General features: G+C 61.3%; 10 protein-coding genes. 1 reads left to right on the top strand and 9 read right to left on the bottom strand.

From position 1 onward, the window contains the following. Nucleotides 1–87 precede the first annotated feature (87 nt). From EDE09_RS13000 to EDE09_RS12965, 7 genes are all read right to left on the bottom strand, one after another. The gene (locus tag EDE09_RS13000; RefSeq protein ID WP_132410871.1) at nt 88–1,746 is read right to left on the bottom strand and encodes an OFA family MFS transporter; all 1,659 of its coding nucleotides are present in this window, start codon (nt 1,744–1,746) and stop codon (nt 88–90) included. 75 nt (nt 1,747–1,821) lie between these two features. Then, nucleotides 1,822–2,181, bottom strand: a complete 360-nt coding sequence (locus EDE09_RS12995) for a formate dehydrogenase subunit delta (RefSeq protein ID WP_132410869.1) — start codon at nt 2,179–2,181, stop codon at nt 1,822–1,824. Further along, nucleotides 2,171–2,998 (bottom strand): formate dehydrogenase accessory sulfurtransferase FdhD, encoded by an 828-nt coding sequence (fdhD, locus tag EDE09_RS12990; RefSeq protein ID WP_132410867.1) that lies wholly within the window; start codon nt 2,996–2,998, stop codon nt 2,171–2,173. The genes EDE09_RS12995 and fdhD overlap by 11 nt, the downstream gene beginning before the upstream one ends. Before the next feature lie 223 nt (nt 2,999–3,221). Next, complete coding sequence (gene fdhF, locus EDE09_RS12980; protein ID WP_132410865.1) at nt 3,222–6,101, bottom strand: formate dehydrogenase subunit alpha; 2,880 nt, start codon at nt 6,099–6,101, stop codon at nt 3,222–3,224. Between the two features lie 4 nt (nt 6,102–6,105). Next, nucleotides 6,106–7,662, bottom strand: coding sequence for an NADH-quinone oxidoreductase subunit NuoF (locus EDE09_RS12975; RefSeq protein WP_132410863.1), 1,557 nt, complete (start codon nt 7,660–7,662; stop codon nt 6,106–6,108). Beyond that, the gene (locus tag EDE09_RS12970) at nt 7,659–8,138 is read right to left on the bottom strand and encodes a formate dehydrogenase subunit gamma (RefSeq protein ID WP_105372727.1); all 480 of its coding nucleotides are present in this window, start codon (nt 8,136–8,138) and stop codon (nt 7,659–7,661) included. The genes EDE09_RS12975 and EDE09_RS12970 overlap by 4 nt, the downstream gene beginning before the upstream one ends. A gap of 162 nt (nt 8,139–8,300) precedes the next feature. After that, entirely contained in the window at nt 8,301–9,194 is an 894-nt protein-coding gene (locus EDE09_RS12965; protein WP_132410861.1) for a LysR family transcriptional regulator, read from the bottom strand. A 193-nt stretch (nt 9,195–9,387) separates the two neighbouring features. On the opposite strand from EDE09_RS12965, the gene EDE09_RS12960 reads away from it, so the two are divergent. After that, nucleotides 9,388–10,470, top strand: coding sequence for a PAS domain-containing sensor histidine kinase (locus tag EDE09_RS12960; protein ID WP_132410859.1), 1,083 nt, complete (start codon nt 9,388–9,390; stop codon nt 10,468–10,470). A gap of 100 nt (nt 10,471–10,570) precedes the next feature. Here the strand turns inward: EDE09_RS12960 and EDE09_RS12955 are convergent, their stop codons facing one another. Further along, nucleotides 10,571–10,978 carry a F0F1 ATP synthase subunit epsilon gene (locus EDE09_RS12955; protein WP_132410857.1) on the bottom strand — a complete coding sequence of 136 codons (408 nt, stop codon included), beginning with the start codon at nt 10,976–10,978 and terminating at the stop codon, nt 10,571–10,573. Between the two features lie 92 nt (nt 10,979–11,070). Continuing rightward, nucleotides 11,071–12,513 (bottom strand): F0F1 ATP synthase subunit beta, encoded by a 1,443-nt coding sequence (gene atpD / locus EDE09_RS12950; RefSeq protein ID WP_105372730.1) that lies wholly within the window; start codon nt 12,511–12,513, stop codon nt 11,071–11,073. Nucleotides 12,514–12,522: the final 9 nt, after the last annotated feature.

Raw genomic sequence — 12,522 nt, 5'->3', positions numbered from 1 at the left:
CACCAGCTTCTTGTCGCTGAAAAGGCCATCCGGATCACCGGATGGCCTTTTGCCATTTCAGAGGGTTTCGTTCGCAATATCAGGGCGTCAACCCAACAGGGCGAAGGTGCTCTTCAGCGTGACCCACACGCCCCAGAGAAGCGGGACTCCGACAACCGCCCAGGCAAGTACGGCCTTGCCGTCCAGACCGCCCCTGCCGATGCCGAAGGAACCACTCGGGCCGATGCTCGCTGCCACCGACTTTGCCTGCAGCGATGCGACCTCCTCGTCCGACATGAACCATTTGTCCGAAAGGGGACGCACAAGCGCATTTGCGACGAGACCCAGTGCCAGCATGCCGGCAAGGATGTACATCGTGCCGGTATAGAGTGCGGGCCCTGGCGCGACGCCCGCGGCGATTTGGGCTTCGCGGATATAATTGACGACAACCGGACCGACGATGCCGGCCGTCGCCCAGGCCGTCAGAAGACGCCCGTGTATGGCGCCGACGAACTGCGTGCCGAAAATATCCGCGAGATAGGCCGGGATGGTAGCAAACCCGCCGCCGTACATCGAGAGGATGACGCCGAAAGCCAGCACGAAAAAGGCCTTGCTGCCCATGTCGGCAAGCGTCGGAGCCAGCGCATAAAGAACGATGCCCAGAACAAAGAACGTATAATAGGTGTTCTTTCGGCCGATCTTGTCGGAGAGCGATGCCCAGAAGAACCGCCCGCCGATATTGAAGAGCGAAAGCAGTCCGGCAAAGCCCGCCGCAATCGTGGCGATCTGTGCCTTCTGGCCAGCATCGAGCTGTGAGAAAGAGAGATCCGGCAGCCCAATCAGTGAACCTGCAAAGATCTCCTGCAGCATGGGCGAGGCCATGCCGATCACGCCGATACCTGCCGATACGTTCAGGCAAAGCACCGCCCAGATCAGCCAGAACTGCGGGGTCTTGTGCGCATTGCGCAGATGCACGTGTTTGTGAGTGATCATCGTGCTCTTCGACGCGGGCGGCGTCCAGCCTTCCGGGCGCCATCCGGCTGGGGGAATGCGGTAGCCGAAAGCGCCACCCATCATAAAGCAGAAATAGATGAGCGCCATTGCGATGAAGGTCTGCCAGACGCCGATCGACGTGTCGGTCTTGAAATAATTCATCAGGAGGTTGGCAAGAGGAGCGCCGATCATCGCGCCGCCGCCAAAACCCATGATGGCCATGCCGGTGGCCATGCCGCGGCGATCGGGGAACCACTTGATGAGCGTGGAGACTGGCGAAATATAGCCGAGACCCAGACCGACACCGCCGATCACCCCGGCACCTACCCACATCAGCCAGAGTTGATGGGTTATGACGCCGAGCGCGGCCACCAGGATGCCTCCGCACCAGCAGCAGGCCGACACGAAACCGGCCTTGCGCGGTCCGACGCGCTCCAGCCAGCCGCCCCAGATCGCCGCGGAGCAACCGAGCAACACGAAAAACAGCGTGTAGATCCAGCCGAGGTCGGCGACACGCCAGTTACATGTCGTTGTTACGAGAGCGGAAAGCAGATTCAAGCTGCTACAAGATGGGTCGGCAGCTCCTGGCAAGGCTTTGGAGAGCGGCAGCCAGAAAACGCTGAAGCCATAGGCCATGCCGATGCACAGGTGAATTGCCAGTGCGGCCGGCGGCACGAGCCACCGGTTGAATCCGGGTCTGGCGACAATACGTTCCTTATCGAGGAACCCGACACTGCCTGTCAGGTCCTCGTTCGTTGTTCCTGCAAATGCCATTAACAATATCCTCCTCTTGAATATGACGACTTAAGATCATCGACCCGCCCGGCCCTGCCCGCCGGGCGAATGAGTTTATGCCGCGCCCTCCGGGATGCTCGGCTCGGACAGCGACTCTCCTGCCGACGGCCCCTTCCCCTCCGGTGCCCCTTGCGCCGCATCCTGTCCGACACCTACCCCGGAGCCGACCTTCGCTTCCGGTCTGCGGATCAGCACCGAGGCTTGAATGACGAGCGGAAGCAGCCCTTCTCCGCCCTTGTCGATATGCTCGAAAAGGTGCCGCCGCATGCGTGGCTCCCAGAACTTGTTGATATGCGTCGCAACCCCTTCGGCGCGCACGCTTTCCGGTTGCGACAGGAAGAAAGTAGCGATCTGGTTGACCATCCGGACCAGTTTGTCGAGCACCAGTTGCTCGGGGCTTTGGTCATGCGACATCGGCGACAACTCCGGTGGTTATGCGATCGGTACGCGTAAAGATTTCGAAATCCTCGCCCCGCGTCAGCGCGATGAGGGTCATGCCCGCCGCTTCTGCCGTGCGGATGGCAAGCGCCGTGGGGGCTGAAATGGCGATCAATACCGCCGAACCCAGGATCGCCGTTTTCTGAACCATCTCCACCGAAATCCGGCTGGTGACCACCACGACCCCCTCCGAACCTTGGATGCTCTGACGGACGACGGCACCAGCAAGCTTGTCGAGCGCATTATGGCGACCGACATCCTCGCGCACGGCAATAAGCCCCCTGCCCGGCAGAAAAAAGCCAGCGCCATGGACGGCATGGGTTTGGGCGTGCAGCGGTTGGGCACCGTTGAGTTCCGCGACCACTTCCGCGACATTCTTGGCAGTCAGCACGAGGTCAACGGCAGAAACATCCGGCACCGGGCGTATCGCCTGCTCAATGGACTCGATGCCGCAAAGCCCGCAGCCGACCGGCCCCGCCATGTGCCGTCGACGCATGCGCAGGGCATCTTCCTTATCTTGGGCGAGCGTCACCTGGACATCAAGACCGGCACCTTCTTCGACAACGGTAATGCCCTCGATCTCCCCCATCGAAGCGATAATGCCCTCGGTCAGGCTGAAGCCAACGGCGAAGTCTTCCAGATCGGCGGGTGTGCCCATCATCACCGCATGGGTCGATCCGCCATAGGAAAAAGCGATCGGCACCTCTTCCGGCACCACCCGCGAGCCGGCGCGCGTCATGCCGTTACGGCGTACGATCTCGGCAGCGGTTGCGGTAGTTTTGAAGGAGATCATCGGAGGTCGGGGCAGGAATACCCCCCTCTGCCCTGCCGGGCATCTCCCCCACAAGGGGGGAGATCGGATGCGGCCATGCCTCGCCTACTATCAACATCAGCGAGTGCGGAAGCGTCTGTCCAATCCCTCGGAATGCTGAGGGCGCCTCTTGCCGATCTCCCTCCTTGTGGGGGAGATGCCAGCAGGCAGCGGGGGGTAACGCGGCGCACGCCCGGGATTTCCATCACTCAGCAGCCTCCAGCTTGCCCGCGATGCGTCGAGACCGCCGCGACAACTCCTCGTAATCGCGCTGCCACTCGGTCGGTCCGTTGGACGGCGACACCTGCACAGCAGTCACCTTGTATTCCGGGCAGTTGGTCGCCCAGTCGGAGAAATCGGTGGTGATGACGTTCGCCTGCGTATCGGGATGATGGAAGGTGGTGTACACAACCCCTGGCGCCACGCGATCGGTGATCAAGGCCCTAAGCGCCGTATCGCCGGAACGGCTGGCGAGCTTCACCCAATCACCGTCCTTGATACCGCGCTGTTCGGCATCATGCGGATGGATTTCCAGCCTATCCTCGGCGTGCCAGGCGACGTTCTCCGTACGCCGCGTCTGGGCGCCGACATTGTACTGGCTGAGGATGCGGCCGGTCGTGAGCAGCAACGGGAAACGCGGGCCGGTACGTTCGTCGGTCGGCACATATTCGGTGCGGATGAACTTGCCCTTGCCGCGCACGAAGCCATTGACGTGCATGATCGGCGAGCCTTCGGGGAACTTCTCGTTGCAGGGCCACTGGACCGAACCCATCTGGTCCAGATAGTCGTAGGACACCAATGCGAAGCTCGGCGTCGTTGCGGCGATCTCGTCCATGATCTCAGACGGATGCGCATAGTTCCAGGTGAGTCCCATGGCTTGGGCGAGCTTCTGGGTGACTTCCCAATCCGCATAACCATTCTTCGGGCTCATCACCTTGCGAACGCGGTTGATGCGCCGCTCGGCATTGGTGAAGGTGCCGTCCTTCTCAAGGAAAGTCGAACCCGGCAGGAAGACATGCGCGTAGTTGGCGGTTTCGTTCAGAAAGAGGTCGTGGACGACGACGCATTCCATCGCGGCAAGACCGGCCGAGACGTGCTTGGTGTCCGGATCGGACTGCAAGATGTCCTCGCCCTGGATATAGATGCCCTTGAATGTGCCCTCAACGGCTGCATCCAGCATGTTCGGGATGCGCAGGCCCGGCTCGTTGTTGAGCGTCACGCCCCAGAGCTTTTCGAAGATGTCGCGGGTCGCATCGTCCGAGATATGGCGATAGCCCGGCAGCTCATGCGGGAACGAGCCCATGTCGCAGGAGCCCTGGACATTGTTCTGACCGCGAAGCGGGTTTACGCCGACGCCCGGACGGCCGATATTGCCGGTCACCATGGCGAGGTTGGCGATCGCCATGACTGTCGTCGAGCCTTGGCTGTGCTCGGTAACACCAAGACCGTAATAGATCGCCCCGTTGCCGCCCTTGGCATAAAGCCGGGCGGCACCGCGGACGAGTTCCGCCGGCACGCCGGTAAACTTTTCGGTCGCCTCGGGGCTGTGCTGGTCCTCGGAGACGAAAGCGGCCCAGTCCTCGAATTCCGACCAGTCGCAGCGCTCCCGGATGAATTGCTCGGCAAACAGGCCTTCGGTCACGATGACATGCGCCAGCGCCGTCAGCACGGCCACGTTGGTGCCCGGCTGCAGCGGCAGGTGATAATCGGCCTCCACATGCGGCGTCCGCACAAGATCGATGCGGCGCGGATCGATGACGATCAGCTTGGCACCCTGGCGCAGCCGCTTCTTGAGGCGCGAGCCAAAGACCGGATGCCCGTCTGTCGGGTTGGCGCCGATGACGATCACCACGTCCGAATGTTCGACGGAATCGAAGTTCTGCGTGCCGGCAGAGGTGCCGAAAGCCTGGCCGAGGCCGTAGCCGGTCGGAGAATGGCAAACGCGGGCGCAGGTATCGACATTGTTGTTGCCGAAACCGGCGCGGATCAGCTTCTGAACCAGGAAGGTTTCTTCATTGGTGCAGCGCGAGGAGGTGATGCCGCCGATCGAATCGCGGCCATATTGGTACTGGATGCGGCGGAACTCGGAAGCCACATGCGCGAAAGCCTCTTCCCAGGTCACTTCCCGCCAGGGATCGGAGATCTTTTCGCGGACCATCGGGTTGAGGATGCGGTCCTTGTGTGTCGCATAGCCATAGGCGAAACGGCCCTTGACGCAGGAATGGCCGCGGTTCGCCTGCCCGTCCTTCCACGGCACCATGCGGACGAGTTCCTCGCCGCGCATCTCCGCCTTGAAGGAGCAGCCAACGCCGCAATACGCGCAGGTGGTAACTTCCGAATGTTCCGGCTGACCGATCGCGATCACCGACTTTTCGGTGAGCGTCGCCGTTGGGCAGGCCTGCACGCAGGCCCCGCAGGAAACGCATTCGGAATCGAGGAAATGTTCATGCATGCCCGGCGAGACGCGGCTGCCGAAGCCGCGGCCTTCGATCGTCAGCGCGAACGTACCCTGCACCTCCTCGCAGGCGCGCACGCAGCGGGAGCAGACGATGCACTTCGAGGGGTCATAGGTGAAGTACGGATTCGACTCGTCCTTCGGCATCCATTTGGCGTTGATCTCGCCATTGTTGCGCGCCTTGACGTGATTATCGCCCTCATAGCCGTAACGCACGTCGCGAAGGCCGACTGCGCCGGCCATGTCCTGCAGTTCGCAGTCGCCGTTGGCGGCACAGGTGAGACAGTCGAGCGGATGGTCGGAGATATAGAGCTCCATCACGCCGCGGCGGATGTCCTTCAGCCGATTTGTCTGGGTGTGGACGACCATGCCGGGCATGACCGGCGTGGTGCAGGAGGACGGCGTACCGTTGCGGCCCTCGATCTCCACGAGGCAAAGGCGGCAGGAGCCGAACGCATCGACCATGTCCGTGGCGCAGAGTTTCGGCACCTGGATGCCCGCTTCCATCGAAGCACGCATGATGGACGTGCCTTCCGGAACGGTAATGGAACGACCGTCAATGGTGAGGGTCACCTGGGCTTCGGATCGGGAAGCCGGCGTACCGTAGTCGATTTCATGAACGAGGGACATGATGTTACTCCGCCGCTTCGATAAGGGATGCCGGAGAAAAATCCTCCGGGAAATGGTTCATCGCGCTCATGACAGGATAGGGCGTAAAGCCCCCCAGCGCGCAGAGCGAGCCGAACTTCATGGTGTTGCAGAGATCGGCCAGCAAGGCTTTGTTCTTCTCCGGTTCAATGCCCTGGGCAATCTTGTCGGCCGTTTCCACGCCGCGCGTCGAGCCGATGCGGCAAGGCGTGCACTTGCCGCAGCTTTCGATGGCGCAGAACTCCATCGCGAACCGTGCCTGCTTCAGCATGTCGGCACTGTCGTCGAACACGGTAATGCCGGCATGGCCGATCAGACCGTCCTTCGCCGCGAACGCCTCGTAGTCGAAAGGCGTATCGAACAGGGCGCGCGGGAAATAGGCGCCGAGCGGGCCGCCGACCTGCACCGCCTTCACCGGCCGGCCGGTCGCAGTGCCGCCGCCGATATGATCGACGATCTCGCCGAGCGACAGGCCGAACGCCGTCTCATAAAGACCCCCGTACTTCACATTGCCGGCGATCTGGATCGGGATCGTGCCTCGAGAGCGGCCCATGCCGAAGTCGCGATAAAAGGCGGCGCCCCGGTCCATGATCACAGGCACGGAGGCGAGCGAAATGACGTTGTTGACCACGGTCGGCCAGCCGAGGAAGCCTTGCAGCGCCGGTAGTGGCGGCTTGGCGCGCACGATGCCTCGCTTGCCTTCCAGGGAATTGAGCAGCGAGGTTTCTTCGCCACAAACATAGGCGCCGGCGCCGGACCGGATCTCGATGTCGAAAGCATGAGCCGATCCCAGGACAGACGCCCCAAGAATGCCGGCCGTCCGTGCGATCTCGACGGCCTCCGTCATCGTCATGATCGCATGCGGATATTCCGAGCGGATATAGACATAGCCCTTGGTAGCGCCCGTCGCGATCCCGGCAATCGCCATGCCTTCGATCAGCACGAAGGGGTCGCCTTCCATGATCATTCGGTCGGCAAACGTAGCGCTGTCGCCCTCATCCGCGTTGCAGACGATGTATTTCTGCGGACCTGCCGCCTCCATCACCGTCTTCCACTTGATGCCTGTCGGGAAGCCGGCGCCGCCGCGGCCACGCAATCCGCTATCGGTCACTTCCTTGACAATCTCGGTCGGTGTCAGGGCAATCGCCTTTTCAAGCCCCTTTAGGCCCTGGTAATGCCGGTAATCATCCAGAGAGAGCGGGTCGGTCACTCCGCAACGAGAAAAGGTCAGGCGTGTCTGCTGACGAAGGAATGGGATTTCCTTCGTCAGCCCGAGACAGAGCGGATGATCGCTGCCGGTCAGAAAGCCGGCATCAAAGAGACTTGCCACATCGGCTGCCTTAACCGGGCCGTAAGCGACCCGGCCGTGGGCGGTCCGCACTTCGACCAGCGGCTCCAGCCAGAACATGCCGCGCGAGCCGTTGCGCACGACTTTCGCATCGAGGCCGCGGGCTGCGATCTCTTGGGCAATCGCCTTCGCCACCTTCTCGGCTCCGAGCGCGAGCGCTGCGGCATCGCGCGGCACGAATATCGTAACGGTCATCGGCGCACCTCCGCGACGATCTCGGACAGACAGTGCTCGTCCACCCGGCCATAGACCTCACCGTCCAGCATGGCGGCCGGCGCGCAGGCGCAGAGGCCGAGACAGTAGACGGCTTCGAGCGTTACCGCGCCGTCCGGCGTCGTCTGATGAAAGTCCACGCCAAAAAGCTCCCGGACACGATCCGCAATGCGGTCACTGCCCATCGACTGGCAAGCTTCGGCGCGACAGAGCTTCAGCACATGCCGGCCGGCCGGATGGTCGCGGAACTCATGATAAAAGGTCACGACGCCATGGACCTCGGCACGGGAGAGGTTGAGTTCGTTCGCGATGATGGGCTTGACCTCGTCCGGCACATAACCGAACTCCGCCTGGATCGCATGCAGGATCGGCAGCATCGGCCCTTCGAGATGCTTCAGATCCCGGATGATCTGAAGCGACCGCTCGGTGAACTCACCGGCGGAAATACGCATATTCATATCGTCGAACCTCCCGGCTGATCGGCGAGTGCCTCGTCCGCACTGCAGATCAAAACGCTGGCGGAGTGTCCAACAGCTGCACTCCACCTATTGTGGCGGAGTCTCGCAACCCGTCTCGCAACCGTCAATAAAGGAGATCGGTTACGCGATAGAAAAAAACTATCAAGCCATGGCGCTTGGAGCCAGGCTGCGGGCTTCGTGCAGCAGGGCGGAGACCAGCGGGGTGAAAGGTTCGCGATGTGTGGCAACCAGGCCGACGATATGGCTGGCTTCTGGTTCGACGATCGGGATCGTACGGATTTGTTTGGTAAACCCGAACGATCGCGCGACGTTGCGCGGCATGATGCTCGCCCATCGGCCGGTTCCGACATGCGATAGAAGAACGACCATCGAATTTGATTCCAGCATCGGCTTTACGATGACGCCTGCTTCCGCGAGGTGTTGATTGATGATCCGGCGGTTCTGCATGTCTGGCGTCAATAGACAGAGCCTAAGATCCGCCATCTCCTTCCAGGTTACGTTTTCCCGGTCCGCAAATGGCGTCCCTTCCGCCGTCACCAGATTGTACCGCTCGGCATAGAGGGGGACGCTGGTGACCCGGCCGAGCGGTTCATTGTCGAGATAGGTTATGCCCGCATCGATCTCGAAATTGTCGAGCTGGGAAAGCACCTGAAGCGAATTTCGTGAAACAACCGAAAAGGTGACGTCCGGGTGTTTCGCCTGAAAGGGCTCAGTCAGCCGCGGGATCATCGCAAGCGCCGTCGGAATCGCCGCGAGCCGAATGTGGCCGGCCAGACCTTTCCGCGCGGCCTTCATCTCCTCCCGCATGGTGCGCGCATCGCCGACGATGCGCTTAGCCCATTCCAAAACCCGCTGCCCCTCAGGCGTCAGCCCCTGAAAACGGGAACCTCTCACGACGAGTTGCACGCCCAGCTGTTCCTCCAGCTGCCGGATCGCCGCCGAAAGTGACGGTTGGGAAATGCCGCATTCCTCGGCGGCGCGACCGAAATGGCTTTCTCGCGCGAGAGCAATGAAAAATTCGAGCTTGTCGATCATCAGCTTCCTCCACCGAAAGGGCTAACCTCTAGTCGACGCGACGACAAGCTGCGCGGTCGCTTCTAATGGATCCTCGCCCTCAAACCAATCGCAGCCGTCTATAAAGTGCAACGAATATTTGGAGCGAGGCCTTGTCAAACAGCGTCACCGTCCAAGGTTTATGGAAAAACGAAAGGCCGGTGTGACGGTATCGATGGCGCCTGAATTCGACCCTCTTTACTTTCTTCAAGGCGGCGGCGAGGTCGGCAAGGTCATTCGGGAGATTGACTGGTCAGCGACCTCGCTTGGCCCGGCTGAAGGCTGGCCTGTAGCGCTCAGGACAGCCGTTTCGACGATCCTTAATTCCCGCTTTCCGGCCGCAGTCGTCTGGGGGCCGGACCTCACCACCATCTACAACGATGCCTTCAAGCCTATCCTCGGCAACAAGCCGGAAGCCATGGGGCGCCCGTTCTCCGAAGTCTGGCAGGAAGCGTGGGACGAGATCGGTGATATCGCGGCACGCGCCTATAAGGGCGAAGCAACATTCATCGAGGATTTTCCGTTGGAGATCGAACGCTTCGGTTACCCGGAGCAAGCCTATTTCACCTTTTGCTACAGCCCGCTTCGGGACGATCAGGGCCAGATCGCAGGCATGCTGGACACGGTGATCGAAACGACCTCGAAGGTGCAGGCGGAACAACAGGCTCGCCTCATCAATGCGGAACTTCGGCACCGGATCAAGAATACGTTGGCGATCGTGACTTCCATAGCCAATCAGACCCTGCGCAACGTCCCCTTGGCCGAGGGGGTCAAGGAGGTCTTGCTGCAGCGGCTTACCGCTCTTGCAAACACACATGACGTTCTGGCCGGCAAAGGCCGCATCGATGCGGACATTGGCGACGTCATTGCCGGGGCTCTTTCACCCCATGACGCCGCCGCGGAGCAATTCGTGATCGAGGGCCCTCCGCTCCGGCTTTCGGAAAAGCAGGCTCTGTCTCTGGCTCTCGGAGTCAATGAACTCGTCACCAACTCGATCAAATACGGGGCACTCCGCCAGGCTGGCGGAAAGGTGCATATCAGGTGGGGCATGTTCGGCAGTTCAGGCGAGCGCCGCTTCCGCTTTGCCTGGGTCGAAAGCGGTGGGCCTCCCGTCTCGGCACCATTGAGGAAGGGTTTTGGTACGCTGTTGATCGAACGGGTCCTGCCCAGCGATTTCGGGGGCACGGCGCAACTGGCTTATGATCCCGCCGGCCTGCGCTATGAGATCCTGGCCGACGCGCGGCAGCTGGATGGGTAGCGAACTCCGGCCGCTCCCTTGAAATCGCTACTTAAACCTAACGGAAAAAGAAAAGGCGGCCCTTCCGAGCCGCCTTGATCTTGTTCGGAGAATCCGCTCGTCAGGCCGGAACGACAATGCCGTTCAGATGCGTCAGCTCCGCCAGGAACTGTTCCAGCTTGGTCTTGTGCTCGTCGCTCTGCGCCTTATTGATTTCGGCTTGCGTGGCCTCGATCCGCTTTTGCAGCGTGTCGCGGGTCACTTCGCTCGCCGGAACCGCCGACTCCGCGAGCAGCGTGCAGCTCGTCGGAAGAATATCCGCAAAGCCGCCGAACACGACGTATTTGTTGATCTGGCCGGAAGCGAGCTTCACGGAAACGATGCCGGGCTTGATGGTCGTCATCGTCGGCGCGTGATTGGCAAGCACCGTCATTTCGCCGAGCGTCGCCGGTATCACCACTTCCGTGGCCTTTTCGGAGACGAGCAGGCGCTCAGGCGAAACCAGTTCAAAATTGAAAGCGTCGGCCATGAAGGTCCACTTCCTCGAATTTCTTACGCGAGCTTGCGTGTCTTATGCGGAAATGGCGCGCCGGAAAATTCCCGCGCGCCGTCGTTTGCCAATTAAGCGGCTTCGGCCAGCTTCTTGGCCTTCTCGATCGCTTCTTCGATCGAGCCGACCATGTAGAAGGCAGCTTCCGGCAGGTGGTCGTATTCGCCGTTGACGAGGCCCTTGAAGCCCTTGATCGTATCCTCGAGCGCAACCAGCTTGCCCGGAGAACCGGTGAAGACTTCGGCGACGAAGAACGGCTGCGACAGGAAGCGCTCGATCTTGCGGGCGCGGGCAACCGTCAGCTTGTCTTCTTCCGACAGTTCGTCCATGCCGAGGATGGCGATGATGTCCTGAAGCGACTTGTAGCGCTGCAGCGTCGTTTGAACCTTACGGGCAACTTCGTAATGCTCTTCGCCGACAACCATCGGGTCGAGCATGCGCGAGGTGGAGTCGAGCGGGTCGACGGCCGGATAGATGCCCTTTTCGGCGATCGAGCGTGACAGAACCGTCGTTGCGTCCAAGTGGGCGAAGGAGGTTGCCGGAGCCGGATCGGTCAAGTCGTCGGCCGGAACATAGATGGCCTGAACCGAGGTGATCGAACCCTTGGTCGTGGTGGTAATGCGTTCCTGCATCTGGCCCATGTCGGTCGCGAGCGTCGGCTGATAACCGACGGCCGACGGAATACGACCCAGCAGAGCCGACACTTCCGAACCTGCCTGGGTGAAGCGGAAGATGTTGTCGACGAAGAACAGAACGTCCTGGCCCTTGTCGCGGAAGTCTTCGGCGATCGTCAGACCCGTCAGAGCAACGCGGGCGCGGGCACCCGGCGGCTCGTTCATCTGGCCGTAAACGAGAGCGGCCTTGGAGCCTTCACCGCCGCCATGCTTGTTGACGCCCGATTCGATCATTTCGTGGTAGAGGTCGTTCCCTTCGCGGGTACGCTCACCGACGCCTGCGAACACGGAGTAACCGCCGTGTGCCTTCGCGACGTTGTTGATGAGTTCCATGATGAGAACCGTCTTGCCGACGCCTGCACCGCCGAAGAGGCCGATCTTGCCGCCCTTTGCGTAAGGCGCGAGAAGGTCGACGACCTTGATGCCGGTAACGAGGATCTGCGCTTCCGTGGACTGCTCGACATAGGCCGGAGCATCCTGGTGGATGGCGCGGCGCACGCCGGTATCGAGCGGACCTGCTTCATCGACCGGCTCGCCAATGACGTTCATGATGCGGCCGAGGGTCTGATCGCCGACCGGAACCGAGATCGGAGCACCGGTATTGACCACCTGCTGGCCGCGCACGAGGCCTTCCGTCGAGTCCATCGCGATGGTGCGGACGGAGTTTTCGCCGAGGTGCTGAGCGACTTCCAGAACGAGGCGGTTGCCGTTGTTGTCGGTCTCAAGCGCGTTCAGGATCGCCGGCAGTTCGCCGTCGAATGCGACGTCGACGACGGCGCCGATAACCTGCGTCACCTTGCCGAGGGACGAGCCCGTATCCAGGGTAGCTGCAATAGCCATGATTCTTAC

Source organism: Neorhizobium sp. S3-V5DH (assembly GCF_004343065.1).
In the GTDB taxonomy this organism is placed as follows: Bacteria; Pseudomonadota; Alphaproteobacteria; order Rhizobiales; family Rhizobiaceae; genus Neorhizobium; species Neorhizobium huautlense.
This window is presented reverse-complemented; position numbering and strand designations above follow the sequence as displayed.

Bases quoted from the DNA above. Each gene is read 5' to 3' on its own strand.
- EDE09_RS13000 (WP_132410871.1), bottom strand. From the start codon at position 1,746: ATGGCATTTGCAGGAACAACGAACGAGGACCTGACAGGCAGTGTCGGG.
- EDE09_RS12995 (WP_132410869.1), bottom strand. From the start codon at position 2,181: ATGTCGCATGACCAAAGCCCCGAGCAACTGGTGCTCGACAAACTGGTC.
- fdhD (WP_132410867.1), bottom strand. From the start codon at position 2,998: ATGATCTCCTTCAAAACTACCGCAACCGCTGCCGAGATCGTACGCCGT.
- fdhF (WP_132410865.1), bottom strand. From the start codon at position 6,101: ATGTCCCTCGTTCATGAAATCGACTACGGTACGCCGGCTTCCCGATCC.
- EDE09_RS12975 (WP_132410863.1), bottom strand. From the start codon at position 7,662: ATGACCGTTACGATATTCGTGCCGCGCGATGCCGCAGCGCTCGCGCTC.
- EDE09_RS12970 (WP_105372727.1), bottom strand. From the start codon at position 8,138: ATGAATATGCGTATTTCCGCCGGTGAGTTCACCGAGCGGTCGCTTCAG.
- EDE09_RS12965 (WP_132410861.1), bottom strand. From the start codon at position 9,194: ATGATCGACAAGCTCGAATTTTTCATTGCTCTCGCGCGAGAAAGCCAT.
- EDE09_RS12960 (WP_132410859.1), top strand. From the start codon at position 9,388: ATGGCGCCTGAATTCGACCCTCTTTACTTTCTTCAAGGCGGCGGCGAG.
- EDE09_RS12955 (WP_132410857.1), bottom strand. From the start codon at position 10,978: ATGGCCGACGCTTTCAATTTTGAACTGGTTTCGCCTGAGCGCCTGCTC.
- atpD (WP_105372730.1), bottom strand. From the start codon at position 12,513: ATGGCTATTGCAGCTACCCTGGATACGGGCTCGTCCCTCGGCAAGGTG.